The sequence below is a fragment of the Cohnella cholangitidis genome (assembly GCF_014107495.1).
Classification (GTDB): Bacteria; Bacillota; Bacilli; order Paenibacillales; family Paenibacillaceae; genus Cohnella; species Cohnella cholangitidis.
Genome location: NZ_CP041969.1, coordinates 4,601,627 through 4,621,151, shown reverse-complemented (window position 1 = coordinate 4,621,151; position 19,525 = coordinate 4,601,627). Strand labels below are relative to the sequence as shown.

General features: G+C 54.0%; 17 protein-coding genes and 1 pseudogene. 7 read left to right on the top strand and 11 right to left on the bottom strand.

What is annotated here, in order from left to right:
- The 4 genes and pseudogenes from FPL14_RS21280 to FPL14_RS21265 all read left to right on the top strand — a co-directional run bounded on the left by FPL14_RS21280 (position 1) and on the right by FPL14_RS21265 (position 2,633).
- Positions 1-578: pseudogene (locus tag FPL14_RS21280) on the top strand (class I SAM-dependent methyltransferase).
- 114 nt (positions 579-692) lie between these two features.
- A complete protein-coding gene (locus FPL14_RS21275; RefSeq protein WP_182299641.1) occupies positions 693-1,094 on the top strand; it encodes a VOC family protein in 402 nt (133 codons plus the stop codon).
- 1 nt (position 1,095) lies between these two features.
- Entirely contained in the window at positions 1,096-2,067 is a 972-nt protein-coding gene (locus FPL14_RS21270) for a type I phosphomannose isomerase catalytic subunit (protein WP_182299640.1), read from the top strand.
- A gap of 74 nt (positions 2,068-2,141) precedes the next feature.
- Complete coding sequence (locus tag FPL14_RS21265) at positions 2,142-2,633, top strand: hypothetical protein (RefSeq protein ID WP_182299639.1); 492 nt, start codon at positions 2,142-2,144, stop codon at positions 2,631-2,633.
- Positions 2,634-2,898: 265 nt separating this feature from the next.
- Here the strand turns inward: FPL14_RS21265 and FPL14_RS21260 are convergent, their stop codons facing one another.
- Positions 2,899-3,873 carry an aldo/keto reductase gene (locus FPL14_RS21260; protein WP_182299638.1) on the bottom strand — a complete coding sequence of 325 codons (975 nt, stop codon included), beginning with the start codon at positions 3,871-3,873 and terminating at the stop codon, positions 2,899-2,901.
- Between the two features lie 210 nt (positions 3,874-4,083).
- Here FPL14_RS21260 and FPL14_RS21255 point away from each other — a divergent pair, with 210 nt between their 5' ends.
- Positions 4,084-4,602, top strand: coding sequence for a MogA/MoaB family molybdenum cofactor biosynthesis protein (locus FPL14_RS21255; RefSeq protein ID WP_182299637.1), 519 nt, complete (start codon positions 4,084-4,086; stop codon positions 4,600-4,602).
- A 75-nt stretch (positions 4,603-4,677) separates the two neighbouring features.
- Here the strand turns inward: FPL14_RS21255 and FPL14_RS21250 are convergent, their stop codons facing one another.
- From FPL14_RS21250 to FPL14_RS21235, 4 genes are read right to left on the bottom strand one after another with little or no spacing between them, the layout of a single operon-like run.
- Positions 4,678-5,244, bottom strand: coding sequence for a nitroreductase family protein (locus FPL14_RS21250; protein ID WP_182299636.1), 567 nt, complete (start codon positions 5,242-5,244; stop codon positions 4,678-4,680).
- 19 nt (positions 5,245-5,263) lie between these two features.
- Positions 5,264-6,277, bottom strand: coding sequence for a FecCD family ABC transporter permease (locus FPL14_RS21245; protein ID WP_182299635.1), 1,014 nt, complete (start codon positions 6,275-6,277; stop codon positions 5,264-5,266).
- A 3-nt stretch (positions 6,278-6,280) separates the two neighbouring features.
- The gene (locus FPL14_RS21240; protein WP_229263607.1) at positions 6,281-7,261 is read right to left on the bottom strand and encodes a FecCD family ABC transporter permease; all 981 of its coding nucleotides are present in this window, start codon (positions 7,259-7,261) and stop codon (positions 6,281-6,283) included.
- 11 nt (positions 7,262-7,272) lie between these two features.
- The gene (locus FPL14_RS21235; protein ID WP_182299634.1) at positions 7,273-8,310 is read right to left on the bottom strand and encodes an ABC transporter substrate-binding protein; all 1,038 of its coding nucleotides are present in this window, start codon (positions 8,308-8,310) and stop codon (positions 7,273-7,275) included.
- 141 nt (positions 8,311-8,451) lie between these two features.
- On the opposite strand from FPL14_RS21235, the gene FPL14_RS21230 reads away from it, so the two are divergent.
- The gene (locus tag FPL14_RS21230) at positions 8,452-10,032 is read left to right on the top strand and encodes a helix-turn-helix domain-containing protein (RefSeq protein WP_182299633.1); all 1,581 of its coding nucleotides are present in this window, start codon (positions 8,452-8,454) and stop codon (positions 10,030-10,032) included.
- Here FPL14_RS21230 and FPL14_RS21225 read toward each other — a convergent pair.
- The 5 genes from FPL14_RS21225 to FPL14_RS21205 all read right to left on the bottom strand — a co-directional run bounded on the left by FPL14_RS21225 (position 10,024) and on the right by FPL14_RS21205 (position 16,538).
- The gene (locus FPL14_RS21225; protein ID WP_182299632.1) at positions 10,024-10,977 is read right to left on the bottom strand and encodes an acetylxylan esterase; all 954 of its coding nucleotides are present in this window, start codon (positions 10,975-10,977) and stop codon (positions 10,024-10,026) included. The genes FPL14_RS21230 and FPL14_RS21225 overlap by 9 nt on opposite strands.
- Before the next feature lie 28 nt (positions 10,978-11,005).
- Positions 11,006-12,751 carry a B12-binding domain-containing radical SAM protein gene (locus FPL14_RS21220; protein WP_182299631.1) on the bottom strand — a complete coding sequence of 582 codons (1,746 nt, stop codon included), beginning with the start codon at positions 12,749-12,751 and terminating at the stop codon, positions 11,006-11,008.
- A gap of 175 nt (positions 12,752-12,926) precedes the next feature.
- The gene (locus tag FPL14_RS21215) at positions 12,927-14,273 is read right to left on the bottom strand and encodes a GH1 family beta-glucosidase (RefSeq protein WP_182299630.1); all 1,347 of its coding nucleotides are present in this window, start codon (positions 14,271-14,273) and stop codon (positions 12,927-12,929) included.
- Between the two features lie 110 nt (positions 14,274-14,383).
- Positions 14,384-15,409: an adenine nucleotide alpha hydrolase family protein gene (locus FPL14_RS21210; RefSeq protein WP_182299629.1), complete on the bottom strand. Its 1,026-nt coding sequence runs from the start codon at positions 15,407-15,409 to the stop codon at positions 14,384-14,386.
- Positions 15,410-15,545: 136 nt separating this feature from the next.
- A complete protein-coding gene (locus tag FPL14_RS21205) occupies positions 15,546-16,538 on the bottom strand; it encodes a Gfo/Idh/MocA family protein (protein WP_182299628.1) in 993 nt (330 codons plus the stop codon).
- A gap of 124 nt (positions 16,539-16,662) precedes the next feature.
- On the opposite strand from FPL14_RS21205, the gene FPL14_RS21200 reads away from it, so the two are divergent.
- A complete protein-coding gene (locus FPL14_RS21200) occupies positions 16,663-17,466 on the top strand; it encodes a Cof-type HAD-IIB family hydrolase (RefSeq protein WP_182299627.1) in 804 nt (267 codons plus the stop codon).
- Positions 17,467-17,520: 54 nt separating this feature from the next.
- On the opposite strand, the gene FPL14_RS21195 is transcribed toward FPL14_RS21200, so the two are convergent.
- Positions 17,521-19,509 (bottom strand): GTP-binding protein, encoded by a 1,989-nt coding sequence (locus tag FPL14_RS21195; RefSeq protein ID WP_182299626.1) that lies wholly within the window; start codon positions 19,507-19,509, stop codon positions 17,521-17,523.
- Positions 19,510-19,525 lie beyond the last annotated feature (16 nt).

The window sequence follows — 19,525 nt, the reverse complement described above, 5'->3', positions numbered from 1 at the left end:
ATGGGTTTTCTCTCTGTCTTGAGCCAAGCCAGCGCTGGGTAAAGGAGCGCGTCCAGCCGGGAGAAACCGTCGTGGACGCAACGGCCGGCAACGGATCGGATACGCTCTTCCTCTCGCGAACCGTGGGCGCTCGCGGCACGGTATACTCGTTCGACATCCAAGCCGAAGCGCTCGACAATTCGAAGGCAAGATGGGAAGCGGAAGACGCCCCCGGCTCTCTCTCCGCCGTAAAATGGGTTCATGCCGGACACGAGACGATGGAAAAGGTTATCGATTCGCCGTTCCATGGCCGGATCGCGGCGATTATGTTTAATCTCGGCTACTTGCCGGGCGCATCGTCCGACGTCATTACGAAGCCGGCGACAACTTTGGCCGCTTTGGCGGCGTCTCTGCGGTTGCTGCGCAGCGGCGGAGCGCTTACGGTTGTCGTGTATCCCGGCCACGAAGGCGGACGAGAGGAAGCGGATGCGGTGGAAGCTTGGGCGGCGGAATTATCGCCCGCCATCGCCCAAGCCGTTATTTATCGATTCCCTCAGAAGGCGGCATCACCTTACTTGATCGCGTTGAACAAGCGTTAACGGCTGCCTCCAGCCTAAGGGATGGAGGGGGAACGTTATGTCGTAGACAATTCAGACAGGTATATCGGATACTAATACTTGCTGGATTGCGAAAAAATAGGGAGGTTAATAGCGATGGCAGTACGTAAAATCGAGCACGTCGGCATTATGGTAAGCTCATTGGAACAGTCCATTCCTTTTTACGAGAATATCGTCGGTCTTAAGCATACCGAGACGCTATTACATACGAACGGCGTTATTCGGCTGGCTTTCCTGTCTTTCGAATCCTCTTCGGAAACGGAAGTCGAGTTAATCGAGGGTTATACGGGCGAGCTGGCCAAAGCGGGACGCGTGCATCACGTTGCCTTTGCCGTCGATGACATCGAGGCGGAATATGAACGCGTTCGCCCCTATAACCTAGCCGGCCTCGACGAAGCGATAACGACGTTGCCTAACGGCAGCCGGTATTTTTTCTTCGATGGACCTGACGGCGAAGCTATCGAATTTTTCCAAACTACCCGAGGAGGAACAAAATAATATGAGCATTCAACCTTATCCACTGCATTTTAAACCGGAATTCAAAGAAAGAGTGTGGGGCGGACGCGCCCTCGAAAAATTCGGATTCGACGTACCCGCGGGCGCGATCGGCGAAGGCTGGATGATCGCGGATCACCCGAACGGCGTGTCGCATGTCACGAACGGCGCATTGGCCGGCAAAGGGCTTGACGAAATTCGCGAGCTCGTCGGTGCAACCTGGTTCGGTACGAAAGGCGGCGGATCGAGCAACGGCCGTTTTCCTTTGCTGATCAAGCTGCTTGATTGCAATGATGACCTGTCGATCCAAGTTCATCCTAACGACCAGTACGAAGGGCTTCCGAAAGGCGAGCTCGGAAAGACGGAAATGTGGTACGTGCTTGATGCCAAGCCGGATGCCAAAATCATTTACGGGCTGAAGCCGGGCGTCGACCGGACAGCGATGGCCAAGGCGATCGAAGAAAGCCGCATCATGGACAGCCTGCAGGAAGTGTCCGTCAAAGCCGGCGATACGTTCTACATTCCGGCCGGCACCGTCCATGCGCTGTGCGCGGGAGTTGTCGTTGCCGAAATCCAGCAAAATTCGGATACGACTTATCGCTTGTACGATTACAATCGTCCCGGGTTAGACGGCAAACCCCGCGAGTTGCATATCGAGGATTCCTTAAACGTAACCGCGTATGAAGATTCCGGCGCTGCGCGTATGGACACGGACGGCGCGAAACCGGGAGAATGGCTCACGCTGGCGACCTCTCCGTATTTCAAGACGGACAAAGGCGTCGTGCAGGGACAATGGACGTTGTCTACTTCCGCCGACAGCTTCGTCATCGTCATCGTCTGCGAAGGATCCGGCAGCATTAGCTGGTCCAGCGGCCTCGTCGATGCCAAAGCCGGGGATTGCTTCCTGCTACCGGCTAACCTCGGCCAATATACGCTCGACGGTTCGATGACCGTTCTGCGCAGCTTGGTACCTTAAGAGGAAATCGACACCATTTGTCGAATAAATGAGCAGACAGACATACTAAGTGGATCTCGAAAGGACGGATTGGCATGCGGAATGGACTTCTATTGGCGGGATTAGGAATCGGGGTATGGGCGGTGCCTACTCTCTTCTTCCTATTGTTCGGCGATTGGGTCGTGCTCGAGGTAGGGGATCCTTATTTCGGATCGTCCCTGTTCCTGCTGGAGATGTTATCCTTCCTTCTGTTGATCGGGTTGGCTTTGATCGTAAGGCTCAGGCTAATTAAGGAACGAGGCTCCGCGACGCGCTTCGGATTCGTTGCGGCCGCAATCGGATTGTTGCTTGGCACGTTTACCGTATGGCACCGGGACTCGGTCTTTACCTCCTTTAACGAAGGCCAACATCATGCCTATTCGGTGTGGATGACATTGGCTTATGCCCTGACCTTAGTCGTTCCCGCCGTCGTGGACCGATTGGTGAAAGAACCGGTGAAAGCCGAGGCTCATGAGCAATCGACTGTTCCGTCCGCGGAAGAAGCGATCGAGAGCAACGAGCAACCTTCGAATCCAGAGCAAGTGTAAGAGCAGCAATTCCTCGCCGGCAAAAGGATAAGCGGATTTATACAGTAATATCGTTAGTGCCTTGATTTCCCTATCGCAAGGGAATTCAAGGCACTTTTTTGACCTTCGTTCTTCAAACGAGGATGTTGCAGCTCAACGAAGGCACTTTTTTTGTAAGTGAATGTTGTTTGCAACTGAAATAGGGGCTGAACGACAAAGTCTTTAACTAGACCTTGTCGTTCAGCCCCTTCTATTTGAACCCGTTGCCAAAAATCGGCTTGCCCGATTATTGGCCCGCTTCCTCGCTGCGATCGGTTGCCAGAGGCGGATCTATCGACAGAGCCGTAATTTCTTCTCTCCATTGCGACGTGAAGTCGAGGTCTACCGCGGCAAGCGACGGCTCAAGCTGTTCGAGATTGCGCGCTCCGATAATCGGCGACGTGATCGCCGGGTTGCCGAGCACCCACGCGACCGCCAACGTAGCAGGGTGAACATCTCGTTCCCGGGCATAGGCCGAGAATCTATCCGCGATGTCGTAATAGATGCTCTCTTCGTACCGCTTCGTGTAATTGCTCTGATCCACCAGCCTGCCGGAAGCCGGTTTCTTGCCGACCCCGTATTTGCCGGTCAGCAAACCGCCGCCAAGCGGGCTATAGCTAATAACTCCGAGTTGCTCCGATTCCGCGAGCGGAAGAATTTCGACTTCCGCTTGGCGCTTAACGAGATTGTACATCGGCTGCACGAGCTCGAATCCCGCTAACCCTTCCTTGGCCGAGATGCCTAATGCTTTGGCGATCTGCCATGCGGCCCAGTTGCTGACGGCCGGATATAAAATTTTCCCCTGCTTCTGCAAGTCGTCCAACGTACGAACCGTTTCCTCGATGGCGGTCAAGGAATCGAAGCGGTGGATAAAATAAAACTCGACCCGATCCGTCTTAAGCCTCTTCAAGCTTTGTTCCACGGATAGGAGAAGATGTCGGCGCGAAGCCCCCCGAGCGTTAAGGTCGGCACCGGTCGGGAATCCGGCTTTGGTCGTAATGACGAGTTCGTCCCGTTTGCCTTCGATAAGTTCGCCCAATATTTCTTCGGCTACGCCATCGCTATATACGTTCGCGCTATCGAAAAAGTTGATCCCTTTGTCCAAACAACGATGGAATAGCTTCTTGGACGTTTCCTTATCGGCATTCCCTCCGAACGACATCGTCCCGAAGCATAGCTCCGATACTTGGATCCCCGTTTTGCCCACTGTCTTGTATTTCATCGAATCCCTTTCCCTTCGTTGGTTAATTTCATTCCGACTAAACCGTTAAAGAGTTGCGACCTCTACTCATGCTACTCTTCCGTCGGCCGGACGGTCAAGAGCGGAGGCTGCAGGATTCCATAAGCAGTTCCATACACGGTATAATGGACAAAACGACTCACTCATTGGATTAAATTACCTTATAGATATCGAAAAGGAGCTCTCTTACCCATGACGACTTCAACAGAGCAACATCGGCGGGAAGCACCCGCTAGCGTAGCATGCGCGATAATTACCGTATCCGATACGCGAACGCCGGAGACGGACAAGAGCGGGCAGTTGATTCGCCAGCTGCTAGAGGAAAACGGACATACGGTTGCGGAGTACGCCATCGTGAAGGACGAGTATGAAGGGATTTCCCGGTTATTGCGGAACGCCGCCGATAACCCGAACGTGGAAGCCGTGCTTCTTAACGGCGGAACGGGAATCGCGGGCAGGGATACGACGTACGAGGCGGTCCGCGATCGATTGGTCAAGGAAATGCCCGGTTTCGGCGAAATTTTTCGCTTTTTGAGCTTCACCGAGGATATCGGCTCGGCCGCGATTCTGTCCCGCGCGATCGCGGGAACGATCGGTACGACGGCCGTCTTCTCGATGCCCGGCTCGACCGGCGCGGTGCGTCTCGCGATGACTCGCTTGATCGTTCCCGAGCTAGGACATGTGATGCGAGAGTTATATAAGGACAAGTAGCTTCCAATATTTCAAGGCTCCATCCGCAGCGTCGTAAATTCATTCGACGTATGCGGATGGAGCCTTGTCTAAAGATTAGCCATGTAGGGTTAGCCGTTCCTCCGCCGGAGTTCTTGGACGCGGCTCGGGAATGACCTCCGGATATCCGATATGAAGAACCCCGACTACTTTTTCTCCGGCCTGTACCCCGACGGCTTCGCGAAAGTGCGGAGAGTACACGAAATTATTCGTCTTCCACACCACTCCAAGCCCTCGCTCCCATGCCGCCAGTTGGAAGCTCTGGATCCAACTGCACGCCGCGCCGTAATCCTCGTCCCATTGCTTTTGCCTAGGATCTTCTTTCATGACCACTATGAGGTGGTAAGGAATTTTGGCATAGTCGTCCCTCTTCTGCGCCTCGAGTCTAGCTCTATCCTCGGCCGACATGGAGCGAATAACCGCATCCGCGAACGTAGCTCGGGCTTCCTTCCGGTAGAGGATGAACCTCCAAGGCTCCCGAAGGCCATGATTCGGAGCCCAATTCGCGATATTCAACAGCTCCAACAATAGCTCTAACGGTACGAAATCGCTTTTGAATTGCCGGATCGTCCTTCTATTCCGCAGCAACTCCGCCACCGGATAAGTGTAATTTTCATCGCTCAAAGACTGCACGCTCCTCTATCTAGTCATTGCGTTTCTTTACTAACAAATAAATCATGTAGGGCGCGCCGATCAGCGCGATTAGAATCCCGCATGGGATCTCCAACGGAGTAACCAAGGTACGTCCCAGCAAATCCGCCAGCATCACGAGCAAACCGCCCGTCAGCATCGCCGCAGGAATTAGCCGGCGGGACTTCGATCCGACCAAATAGCGGGATAGATGCGGCGCCATCAAGCCGACGAAGCCGATCGTTCCCGCCATTGCGACGGAAGCTCCGGCCGATGCGACCGCGATTAGCAGCAAGATGCCGCGCGAACGCTCCAGTCGGGTGCCTAAGCCGATGGCAAGGGAATCTCCGAGCTGCAAGACATCGAGCCGTCTGGCAAACAGCATCGCGGACGGGAACAATACGATCAACCATGGCAGCAACGGCCAGAAGTGCTCCCAGCTTCTTCCGTAAACGCTGCCGGACATCCAGATGACCGCCCGCTTCGCTTGAGCCAAGTCGCTGAAGGTGAGCAGGAAGCTGACGAAAGCGCCGGCCGACGCCGCGATCCCTACCCCGATCAAGACGAGGCGGACCGCCGACAACCCTTTTTTCCAAGCCAGGAAATAAGACACCAAGGCGGCCATGAACGCGCCGGCGAATGCCGCGAAGGGCAACAGCGTAATCGGAAAATCCGGGAACAGCACCATGCACGACACCGCGGCCAGCGCCGCTCCCGAGTTCAGTCCAAGCACGCCCGGGGAGGCGAGCGGATTCCTCGTAATCCCCTGCAAAATAACGCCAGAGAGCGCAAGGCCCGTTCCCGCCAAGAAAGCGACCAAAGCCCGGGGAAAACGGAAGCGATTGACGACCAGATCGTATCTCTCGCTCCCCATTCCGAGTACCGATTTGAGCGCATCTGCCGCCGGAATGGGAAAATCCCCCAAAATCATCTGCAAGATCAGAACGATTAGATTCAGAACGCATAAGGAAAGCAAAATTCCGAGAAAGGAACCTTTGCCTCTCGCGATAATACCCGCCGTCGGCATCGGTCAAGCCCTCCTTTGCGCCAAGTAGATCAGGAAGGGCGCGCCCATTAATGCGGTTATAATGCCGGCGGATACTTCTTGGGCGGGGATGATGAATCTGGCGGCGATATCCGCCAGCAAGAGCAGCAATGCCCCGAGAACGGCCGAGTAAGGCAGTACCCAGCGATAATCCACTCCTACGAGATAACGGGCGATATGCGGAACGGCCAAGCCTACGAAGCCGATCGGTCCGGCGATCGCCACCGAAGATCCCGCGAGCAGGATCACCGCGACAAGCGCCGCGGCCTTGACCCAATTGGTTCTAAGCCCTAACCCCTGCGCCGTCTCCTCGCCTAAGCTGAGCAAGTTAATGGGCCTGCTCAAAGCCAGCGCTCCGATAAGACCGGCAATCATGAAAGGGACCACCTGATAGAACAATGCAGAGCTCCTCCCCGTCAACGAGCCGGCCAGCCAGAACCTCATCGTATCGAGCGACTGCTCGTCGAACACCAATATGCCTTGCGTCAGCGCGCCTAGCAGCAGGTTCATCGTCGACCCTGCCAGTATTAATTTGAGCGGGGTCAATCCGCTTGCGCCCATTGTCCCCAGTCCATAGATCAGAATGCCGGCAACCCCTGCGCCTATGTAGGCATAAAGAATCGAATCGGAGGGATTGACGGTTCCCATTAAGTAAAGGTGAATAACGATAAGAAACGCCGCACCCTGGTTGATCCCGAACAATTCGGGACCGGCCAGGGCGTTGCGAGTGACGGCTTGCATGATGCTTCCGGCCATGGCTAAGCATGCGCCGACGGACATCGCGATCAAGGCTCGCGGCAAGCGTACCGTTTGAACGATCAGATGCTCGCGCAATCCGTCGAAGGAGAACAACGAATGAAACACTGTCGTGAGGGGGATCGATTGCTTGCCGAATGCGATGCTAGCGCATAAAGACAACGCGACAAGCATCACTCCGGCAAGCAAGCCCGTTATGCGTATGCCCAAGGGAATCCTCCCTATGATGGAATGAAAAATTTAGTAAGATCGTCGAGGATAAGATTCGCCGCTTGAATTCCTTGTCCGCTAAGCCACGTTTCCCAATTCACCATGTGAACCTGATTGTTCTTAACGGCAACGAGCGTATTCCATAGCGGGTTTTTTAAGATTTTCTCGTTAAAGAAGTCGGCTTCGCTTTCCCTGCCGAAGGAGATAATGACGTCCGCGTCCATGTCGGCGATTTGTTCTTCGGTAATCTTGATATGCTGCTCTTCGATTCCTTGTTGGTTGGTCGGACGAACGAGTCCCGCTTCGACCAAGATCGCTCCGGAATAAGTTTTCTCCGAGTAGATCCGGATATGATCTTCTCTCGGGCGGATCAGGCTAATCGTCCGAGACGCGAGCTTGTCGCCCATGTCGGTCTTGAATTTGGCTATGCGATCTTCGAATTTCGCGATCAGTTCGTCCGCTGCCGCCTGCTTGTTGACGGCATCCGCCTGATCTCTCAACAATTCCTTCCACTCTCCCGGAATTCTGTCGCTCATATACACGGGAGCGATTCTCTTCAAATCTTCGTAAACCGCTTCGTGGGTGTCCTTCTGGGCGATAATCAGATCCGGCGCCAGCTTGGCGATCGTCTCTAGATTCGGCTGGTCCGTCGTTCCCGTATTCTCGATTCCGTCCGTCTGGCCGGCGAGATGGGCGAAGAAGTTCGCGTTAACCGATATACTGTAAGGAGCGCCGATCGGCTTAACGCCAAGCGCAAGCAGATTGTCGAGCGCGGCGGACGCAAGTACGACGGTACGCTCGGGATTCGCCGGGACTTCCACGTCTCCGAACGCATCCTTGACGATACGGGTCTTCGCGCCCGAGCTAGGCGCCGATGCGGAAGCGGGTTGCGATTGTTCCGAGGATGCGGATGGCGAAGGCTGCGAAGTCGCGGATGGCGACGAATCGTTCGATGAGTTTCCGTTTCCGCAAGCGGAAACAAGAAGCAACAAAGCCAGCAACCCTATACAAGCAAAGATTCCGTGTTTGTTAACTGTAAGCCGAACCATGAATGAAACCCCTCTCGATAAAAAAATGATGATAATGAGAATCTTTATCAATTATAATGAGAGAGAATTCCTTTGTACATGACCGATTCTGTCCAGAATAGATGTCTCTTTTTATCCAACACTGTTTTGCGAGGCGATAAAATGACCAAAAGCTTAGATCGTAAATCGTCCATTCCGCTGCTCCTGCTTTCTTCCGTTTTCCATCGAAGGATCAATAGACCGCTGAGCGATCGCAGGTTCCGATCCCCCGCCTACATGCTCCTCTACGTGACCAATGGAGAAGGTAGCGTCCAAATCGATTCGGCGAGAATGCCCATTAAGCCGCATATGCTGATCTGCCTGCTTCCGGGAGCGGCGGTCGAACTGCTGCAGCATTCGGAACAGCTGGAGTTGTATTTGCTGTTTATGGAAACGACCAACCTGCTCAAACGCAACGGGAAATGGGAGACGATAGAGAACGACGATACGGGATCTATGTTCCCTCTACCCTGCGGCGAAATCCGCATCAAAGACTCTACCGCCTGTATCGAGAGGATCAAGGAACTGTACGAAGCTCGCAAAATGGAGGGTACGAACCCCTTTCTTATTCAATCCCGTTTTCAGGAGCTTATTCAATCGTGCATTCCGGATCAACCCAAGCGAGACGGGATGGAAACGATCGGACGAGGAATCGAGCAGAGCGTAGAGTACATTCACGATCGTTATTACGAGAAAATCAAGCTGGAGACGCTAAGCGAAATATCCGGCTTCACCCCTACCTCTTACTCCCGCGAATTCAAGAAGGTCAAGGGAGCTTCGCCCATCGACTATCTGAATGCCTATCGGATCGAGCAGGCAAAGCATTTACTCGTCGGGAAAGAACGAACGATCAAAGAAATTTCGACGGTTACCGGTTTCGGAAGCGAGTTCTATTTTAGCAGGATGTTCAAGAGACATGTCGGCATTGCCCCGTCGCATTATATGAAGCGGACTAAGCTAAAAGTTGCCGTCGCGTCTACGCTTCGTTTTCACGAAACCTTGCATTCCTTAGGCACTATTCCGATCTTCTCTACCAATTGCCATAAGGATAAAACGATGGACAAGGCGACCCATGAAGCCCGGATCGCCATCCGCTTGGGCGAGCTGCGGGAATCGGCCCCGGATTTGATCATATGCGACCATTATCATCTCCCCTTCCTCGAACGGCTTAAGCAGATCGCGCCCACCGTCGCGGTTAGCCTTAGTATGGATTGGAGAGTGAACCACAGGAGATTAGCCGCGGTTGTCGGGAAAGAATCGCAAGGGGAGAAAAACCTCAAACTGCTAGAGCGCAAAGTCAATCAAGCGCGGCATCGATTGCGGGAACGATATGCCAACGAGACGGTCACGGTCATGAGGGTGATCCATCAGCTCATCCGCATTCAAGGGACGACCCATCATCCTTTGAACGACTTGATTTATTCCGAGCTCGGCTTAAAGCCCGGATATTGCGTACCCTCGAACGCGATGAACGTCGAGTTCTCCCCGGAGAAATATCCGAATATGGATACGGACCATCTGTTTGTTCAAAGCCAATTTTTCTCCCCGGAGGATGAAGCGACGTACGAGCGCATAACCAAAAGCCCCGAATGGAATTCCATCAGGGCCGTGAATAAGGATTGCGTTCATCTGACCCCCAATTGGGTCGGCATGAGTTGGTCGCCTAGCGGCAGAATGCAAATTATAGATGAATTACTACAGTAGCTTCTCGGCAATGAACCGCAGAGCTTGCCGATTCTGGTCGCCCGTTACCGCATGGCCCGTGAACGGATAAGGGACGATCGTCTTCTCCGACCGGACGCGGTTGTACGCGGCATAGATCGTCTCCGGCATCGTCACCGGATCCTTCAGTCCGACGGTTACGAAGATGGGGATGCGAATGCGGTGGGCCAAATTCATATTGTCGTAGTAACTGAGCGTCGTGATCACCTCGTCCAAGCGATGCGGGAATCGCTCGACGAATGCTGCCGCTTCCGACAGCGAACTGCTCGAATTCAACATCCCGAAATCCATGTAGCACATGTTCGGAATGTGCGGAACCGCGATCGCGGGTTTGTCGGACAACGCCGCGACGATCATCGCGAGCCCGCCGCCTTGGCTGCCTCCCGAGGCGCATATCCGAGCCGGATCGACTTCCGGCTGTTCGCTCGCCCAGTCCAAGGCTTTCAAGGCGTCTATCGTGATCGCTTTATAATAACACGTATCCCGGTGCAGGATCCCCTGAGTGATCCAGCCCTTCGTCATGCCGAAGGTTTGCGGGAGCAAATTCCCCGTATCTCCCGATTGTCCGCGTACGTCGATCGCGAACACGGCTATTCCCATCAGCAGATAAGCGGCGTAATCTTCCGGATAGCCTTTGCTTCCCGTGTACCCATGATAGAGGACGACGCAAGGAAGCTTCCCGGCGGTGCGGAAGCGGGGGAGCAAATACCACCCGTGTATCGGCGTGGCATCGAATCCTTCATACTCTACTCTATACGCCTCCATGTAGGACAAAGGCGTCTCTATGAGTTCTCTCTTGGCGTTAAGAGGCTTGCCTGAGAAATGCCGGAGGGTCTCGTCCCAATACTGTTCCAAATCCGACTGCGCCGTCAAAGGCGGGCAAAGTTTCTCTAGTTCGTCTATTCTTCTGGAAATCGCGTTACTCATCTTTTTCCACCGCTCCTAGGTTATGACTTTAGAATTCGGAGCCTACTTTCGCCTCTTGCTGCGGCAGCGCCACCAACTGCGGCCCTGCCTCTTCGCCTGAATATAGGAACACGAGCAAGGCAGGATTGGAACGGTCCACTCGCCCTTCTTCCGTCCATACGCCGTAATCGAACGGAAGGCGGTCTAGCGTTCCTTTCTTCTGCAGCTCGCGGTCATCCATCCCGAGCTTCTCCGCCGCGTATTTCAAACCCGCGGTCCATTCTTTTTTCTCCAGCCGATCTTCCCACCAGAGCTTGCGAGGCTTGTATTTGTGTTGCAAATAATAGTCGATCTTCAACAATCCGAACGCCACGTCGCGATCCAGCTCCGGTCTGGCGTCATGCTCCAAGAACGCCCACAGCCGGGAAAACAGATCTTCTAACTGATGACCGATCCGGCTCCAGCCCTTCGCTTCCCAGAAGTCTCCGAACGCTTGGAAAAAGTCGAACGGGGAGGGATAGGCTTGCTCGATCAAGTACTCCATCGTCCGGTCCATCCGATGGGCGTTCCAGAACTTCTCCAGCACGTCCTCGACCCGTTTAATTCGCACGATATCGGCGAAAGGCATCAGGTCGTTGCCCAGCATCTCGTACGGCGCCCGTTCCGAGTAGACGTAACCGAACTTCGCCGCGTCGATTCGCAGTCCCGTTCCCCGCAGCATTTTCAAGAAACCGAGTTGCAGCTCTTCCGGCCTTAAAGCGAACACGTCGTTAAAAGTTTTGCGGAACGTATCGTAATCTTCATGCGGCAACCCGGCGATCAAATCCAGATGCTGATCGATCTTGCCGCTCTCCTTCACCTTCACGACCGTACGCGTCAGCTTGGCGAAATTCTGGCGGCGTTGAACGGCTAAGTTGGTCGGATCGTTCGTCGACTGCACGCCGATCTCGAAGCGGAATACTCCGGGAGGCGCGTTCTCGGCGAGAAAATCAAGCACTTCCGGTCTCATGATATCCGCTGTGATCTCGAACTGAAATACGCATCCGCGGTGGTTGTCGATCAAAAATTGAAAGATTTCCATCGCGTAATCCCGTTTAATGTTAAAGGTCCGATCCACGAACTTGATCAGCTTGGCCCCATTATCGATTAAATAAGTCAGATCGGCCTTAACCCGCTCCATATCGAAATAACGGACCCCGACCTCAATGCTGGACAGACAAAATTGGCAGCTGAACGGACAGCCCCTGCTCGTCTCGAAATAGACGACGCGGTTGCGCATCGAGGTTAGATCCGTATCGAAACGGTGCGGCGAAGGAATGACGTTCAGATCGAGCTTCGGACGCGGAGGGGTAATGACCGCTTGCCCGTCTTTGCGGTAAGCCATTCCGAACACGAAATGGTATTTCCGTTCCCCGGCGATTTGGCGAAGCAAGTCCCTGAACGTTTCCTCGCCTTCGCCCATGACGATGAAATCGACCGAAGACAAGCGATTCATCCAATATTCCGTATCGTAGGACACTTCCGGTCCGCCGAGCATGATCTTCACGTCCGGCAGCACTTTGCGCAGCATGTCCACGACGACGATCGTCTCTTCGATGTTCCAGATGTAACAAGAGAAGCCGATGACGTCCGGCTTCTTGGAGAACAAATCCGCGGCGATTCCCATTGCGGGATCTTTAATCGTATATTCGGCAATGTCTACCTCGAATTCGTCCTGGGCAAAGGATTTCAAATAGCGCAGGGCGAGCGAGGTATGAATGTATTTGGCGTTCAGCGTCGCTAAGACGACGTTCATGGCGTATTCCTCTTTCCTAGTAAGGCATCTACTTTATTGTAACGGAAAACGTCCTAGGAAGAAACCTAACCTATCCGTGAACGCGTGCGTGTTTACATGTACTCTCCATCTCCGCCGCCTTCACATAAAAAAGCCGGAATGCTCGCGCACCCCGGCTCATCATGCATGCATTTTTTTAGACTTCGAAACCGTAGTTCTTGATAACGTCTTGGATGAAGTAGTAGCTGTCTTTCGGATGGCGTTCAAGCGTTTGGTAGTTCGTGTACACGATTCCGAAACGTTTGCGGTATCCTTCCGCCCATTCGAAGTTGTCGAGCAGCGACCAAGCGAAGTAGCCTTTAAGCGGCACGCCGGACTCGATCAAACGATGGCATTGGATAAAATGTTTGCGGTAGTATTCCGTGCGCAGAACGTCGTGAACCCGATTGTCCGCCGTAAGCGCATCTTCGTAACATGCGCCGTTCTCCGTAATGTAGATCGGCGTATCGCCGTATTCTTCGTGCGCCCAAGAGAGAACTTTGTACAATCCGTCCGCGTATACGTTCCAATCCATATACGTTCTATCGAAGCCGATTTGCACTTCTTCGCAATCGAACAGGCCTTCGCCTTTCTTGTAGCGTCCGAAACCGCCGCTGTAGAAGTTAACGCCGATGAAGTCGATTTTTTGCGAGATCGTCTCCATGTCGCCAGGCAGAATAGGAACCGTCGCTCCTTTGGTCTTGAACCAATCCACCATGAATTGCGGGTACGTGCCTTTGAAAGTCGGCTCCATAAACCACTCGTTGTTGTACGCGCGATTGCGGTGAGCGGCCGCGACGTCTTCCGGGGAAGTGGAGTACGGCTCGAACCAGTACAGATTATGCGTCGTGCCGATTTCTCCTTGAATGCCGAGCTCGCGGAATTTCTTGACCGCTTCTCCATGGGCAACCATGCAGTGGTGAGCTACGTTAACCGCCAATTGAAGATCCGTATTGCCCGGCGCATGCGCACCGATATAGTTGGACAAGAACGAGACGCACCACGTTTCGTTGAACGTGATCCATTGCTTGATTTTACCGTTGAACGCTTTGAACACGACTTCCGAATATTTCACGAAAGCATCGATCGTATCGCGATTGTCCCAGCCGCCTTTATCCTGCAGCGCTTGCGGCAAATCCCAGTGATATAGCGTCACGCAAGGCTCGATGCCCGCTGCGATCAAGGCATCTACGACTTTGTGGTAATATTCCAACCCCTTCGCATTGACTTCTCCCGTTCCTTGCGGGAAAATACGGGGCCATGCGATAGAGAAGCGGTAAGCTTTCACGCCCAGCTTCTTCAGCAAGGCTACGTCCTCTTCGTAACGGTGGTAGCTGTCGCAAGCGACGTCCCCGTTATCGTTATTGAACACTTTGCCAGGGGTCTTGGAGAACGTATCCCAGATAGACGGACCGCGTCCATCCTCTTGCCAAGCGCCTTCAATCTGGTACGAAGCCGTTGCCGTACCCCACACGAAATCCTTCGGAAAATCTATTCTTGCCAATGTAATCCCTCCACGATGTTAAATACAGAAAACGATTTCCATACTATAAATTTCGCTAGGGACGTCTTAAATCCTGCATAACCGTTTATGTGATTTTGGCGTGTCTTTATTTAATTTTTACTCGGCGGCAGCTTGGAACGCGCCGCGGACTCGATTTTATCGCGGAATTGCTTCAACGCGGGGATGTCCGTTTGCTCCCCGTTTTTGTTTTTGGCGAATACCGCGCCGTTCGAATCGTTCAGACGGGCCAGCATTTCTTTGGTCAGTTGGCCTGTAACCGTGCCCGCGTGCGAAGCAGCCATCTGCTCATACTGATTCTTCACTTCAGGCAAAATAACGAACGTATCGTAGTCGAAGATCGGCGTGTTGTTGAGACCGATCAAATACATATTCAAATAGTTCAAATAGGTTTGCTCGACGGAAGCTCTTTCCGGCGTATCCGGGAACGTCACTACGTAGCTTTCCGCCGCCAGCGTCCGCGATGCCAACTCATCCCACGTAATCGCCAACCCGGCATCCTTTGCCGTTGCCTTATCGGATTCGGCGGCCATAATATCCAAGTAGGCTTTCATCGAAATCGTCAGTTTATCTCCATAGGCTACCAATTGGCCATAATCGATTACCGGAAAAACAAAGCCTTCCGCGGTCTCGAGCTTATACCCGCCCGCTATCGTTTGCTGCGCAAGCTCCCGAACGGAATCGCCCTTGATCGCTTGAATTTGTTCGTCCGTAATCGGCCATTCCAACTTCATAAGCTCTTCCTGAACGTTAGCCGCTTCGAATTTTTTCTCGGCTTCCGGCAAATTTTTCTTATAATAAGCTTCCATCTCGCGAATGAGTTCATCCGCTTGCGCAGGCTGAATCTCTGCGATCGATTGTTTGAACGATGCCAGCAACTCATCGGTCGGCGGGCTAGCCAGCGCCAAATCCCGGAATTGCTTCAGGATCAACTCGTCGGACTCCTTGCTTGGCGTAGAGGAGGAAGTCTCCGTCGGCGCGGGCGTCGAAGCGGACGTAGGGGACGGCGAAACGGAAGGACTCTCCGAGCCGGTGCTTTTGTCTCCGCAAGCGGTGAGCGCCAGGCTTATGATTAGCGCCGATAGGCCTAATTTGATGCGGTCTTGGGATTTCTTCATGGTAACTCCCCCTGTATGCTGTGTAGTCTATCTCATACAACGAAAGAGCGGCTTGCGATGTTGCACGGACGAAGCGAAAAAAACCAAACGACCGCCCCCGGTAGTTTTCCGGGAAACGGCCGTTGTTAATAATAGGTTACAGAACAATCCTCCGTCGTGACCGAGCCGACTCTATGCAAGCGTCGACCAGCTTCATGCTAGCTACCGCGTCCTGCGCGGGATAAGCAGGCGCTTCCTCTCCCCACACAACGCGAGCGAATTGATCGGATTGCGCGACGTAGGCATCCACGCCGTATGGACCTTCCTTGCGGATTGCGTCCCCTACTTGGATCGTAATATCGTCATTTTCCTTAGAGGGCAGGAAAGACGGTTTGAGAGTGATCGTCCCCGCCGTTCCTACGATCTCGAGCTCGTTACGGAAAGCCGCCCACATTCCGCAATCGAAGGTCAACGCTACGTTACCCGGAAATTCGACCAAACCGGAGGCCATCATGTCAACGTCCCCGTGTTCCGGGGAAAACAAGGCGCGCACCGTCACCGCTTCCGGTTCGATTCCCATGATCAAACGTGCCGCGCTTAACGGATAGACGCCTACGTCGTACAGCCCTCCGCCGCCCCAAGCCTTCACATGGCGAATGTCTCCCTTGCTCTCCGCTCCGTTGTATGTAAACACGCCGCGAATGGCCCTTAGCTCTCCGATTTCGCCGCTTGCGATGATTTCCTTCACTCTCGCGATACGAGGATGATGCCGGTACATGAACGCTTCGGCAAGATGAACTCCCGCTTCCTTGCAGTAATCTACCATCTCTTGGGCTTCCGCCGCGTTCAACGCTAGCGGTTTTTCGCACAAAATATGTTTACCGGTGTTCGCCGCGGCAATCGTCCACTCTTTGTGCATGTGGTTCGGAAGCGGGATATAGATGGCGTCGATTTCCGGATCGGCCAACATGGCTTCATAGCTTCCATAAGATTTCGGAATGTTGAATTGCTCCGCCTTCGCCTTCGCTTTGTTCTCGTCCCGGCTGGCAATGCCGATCAGCTCGCCGGTTAGCGAGGCCTGAATCGCCGGAATGACGGCCCGATCCGCAATCGCCGCGCAGCCGAGAATTCCCCATCGTATGCGTTTCATCGTCAGTTCATCCTTCTTTCATCCGATTTTCCCCATCATTATAGCATGTTTGCCCGTCTTTTCGATAAAGCCGATATGAGTTACAATGGTACGATAATAAAGAGAGACAGAAAGGGAGAAACCGATGCCATACCGCCTCATTGCCATGGATCTCGACGATACGCTTTTAACGGACGAGCTGACGGTGTCCGACGCGACTCGCCAAGCGATGACCGAAGCGATTGCCCAAGGTGCGCACCTGACGATCGCGACGGGAAGAATGTTCGATTCCGCTCAGAAAATCGCCCGCCAAGTCGGGCTGAACGTCCCTATCATCACCTATCAGGGTTCGTTGATTAAAAACTTGCTTGACGAGGAAATTTTGTACGAGCGTTCCGTCCCCGTCGATGTAGCCGGAGAACTGTACGAATATTGCCAAGCCCATGGCTTGCATCTCCAAAGCTACATCGCCGACAAACTGTACGTACCCGAAGATAACGATAAAATCAAAGGCTACGCCAAGCAATCCAACATTCCTTATACGATCGAACCGGATTTCGTCCGTATTATCTCGAACGAGAAACAAACGAAGCTGCTTATCATCGACGAGCCGGCGAAGCTGGACGCCCTGCTTCCGGAATTAAAGGCAAAGTTCGGCTCCAAAGTTCATTTGACGAAATCGAAGCCGAACTATCTGGAGTTCATGCATCCCGAAGGCACGAAAGGCCATGCGTTGCGGTTTCTCGCCGCTCACTACGGCATTCCGATAGAAGAGACGATCGCCATAGGGGACGCGATGAACGACCACGAGATGGTTCAAGCCGCCGGCCTTGGCGTTGCGATGGCGAATGCCGTTCCCGCGCTGAAGGAAATCGCGGACTTCATCACGCTCAGCAACAACGACGACGGCGTCAAACACGTGCTGGAGAAGTTCGTTCTGAACGCATAACTTATTGAACAAAGAGCTTCGCGCCCGTATAGGCGCGAAGCTCTTTGTTATCGTTCAGGTAAGCGCGCTGCGCGTCGCAAGGATATACTTGGACGTATCCAGCGGGTTAACGCCGCGTCTTGTCCTCTCCGCGTTGACGTCGGAAGGAGCGTCTTGATAACCGTCGAAGAACGTCGTCAGCATGCCTCTGCCTTTGGTCATCGACCCTAGCCGAGCCGGAAAATCCAGCGAGGTCGCGACAGGCAAACGGCCTTCGATTTCCATACGGCCTTGGCGGACCTTCGGCGTGTCGAACTCCCCGCGCATGACGACAAGCTCGCTCATGATTTTGCCGCCGTACTCTTCCGGAGTCGACAACCGGAATCGAAGCATCGGTTCCAGCAGCTTCGTCTTGGCGTTCGCGAGCCCGTCCATGATTCCCATCGGCGTCGCCACGACGAAATCCAAAGGATGCGTGTGCCATACGTGGTGCTCGCCTTCCGCCAGCGTCACCTTCAGATCGGTCACCGGCCAGCCGCGCAGCCCTTGTTCGAGCGCTTCCGGCACCCTTCTCGCTACCTCGTTCTGATACCGTTCCAACAAGTTTTCGGTTCTTACGATGGAGCGATACGACAAGCCGTTGCCTCTCGTATCCGGCTCGATGACGAACCGCAGAATGGCCCAGCACGGCTTAGGCATCGTATACGCGACGAAACCTTCCGCCTTGCTCACGGGCGTTTCCTTATAAATGACGGACGGCGCTCCGAACGTAACCTCAAGCCCGTATCGGTTCATTAGCATATGACCTAGCACTTCGACCTGGATCGGCCCCATGACTCTCAGATGAAGCTCCCTGTCCTCTTGCAGCCATTGCACGTCCAGGTGAGGATCTTCGTCCGCGAGCTCCTGGAACGCCGCCACGACAGCGGGATATTCCGCTTCGTTGCGCCAATTCGCTTGAACGGTTAACAGAGGCTCCGCGATTCGCCTCTCCCCGGGAACGCCTGCCCGGTCGCCGATGATATCCCCGATCCTCACCCTGCTCCATCCGCAGACTACTGCGATGTCCCCGGCCTTCAGAATGCCGATATCTTCGCTCCGTTGCCCGTCCATCTTGCGGATTTGCGTGACTTTCTCGTCAATCTCGAGCGCATGGTTACGCACCGTATCCCGATTGCGCAATGCCCCGCCGTATAGTCGGACATAAGCCAATCTCCCCATCACGGGATCTTTGTCCAGCTTAAATACGACGCCCGACAAAGGAGAACTCTCGTCGCCCGCCGGAGGCGGCAGCAGATCGACGATGGCATCCATCAATCGTTCGACTCCGATGCCGCGATTGGATGCTCCGAATAATACCGGGAACAGGTTAGCCTCCCGTATGCTATTCCGTAATACGGGGATCAGATCCGTATCGGCAAGCTCACCTCGTTCGAAGTAAAGCTCGAGAAGCGCGTCATCCATTTCCGCGATTTTCTCCGCCAAGCGCCTTCGATCTTCTGTCGTTCGTAGGGACGACTTGTCATCCCCCGTTAATAGATCGGTAGAACCGGAGAACTCGCCTTCGACTCCGTCGAAGGCTTGAATCGGAACCGCTCCGGCGGATAAGAGCCTATGAATCTCGCCAACGACTCTATCCGGTTCTGCTCCGATGCGGTCCATTTTGTTAAGGTAAATAATCGTCGGTATGCCCAAGTCCCGCAAGGCCTGCCAAATCACTTCCGTCTGGGCCTGAACGCCTTCAACTGCGGATACGATGAGGACCGCGCCGTCCATCACCCTCAGCGAACGCTCCACCTCGGACAGAAAATCGACGTGTCCCGGCGTGTCTACCAGATTGACTTGGACATCCTTCCATTGGAATCTCGTCACCGCAGACCTCACGGAAATACCGCGGGTACGCTCGACCTCGAGCCAATCCGTCTGGGCGGTTCCGTCGTCCACGTTTCCGAGAGAGCGAATTCGTCCGCTACGGTACAAAATCTGCTCCGTTGTCGTCGTTTTGCCTGCATCGACATGGGCGAATATGCCGACGTTACGCAGGCTCATCCGTTGTTCCGTCATGACGGTTCACCCCTTG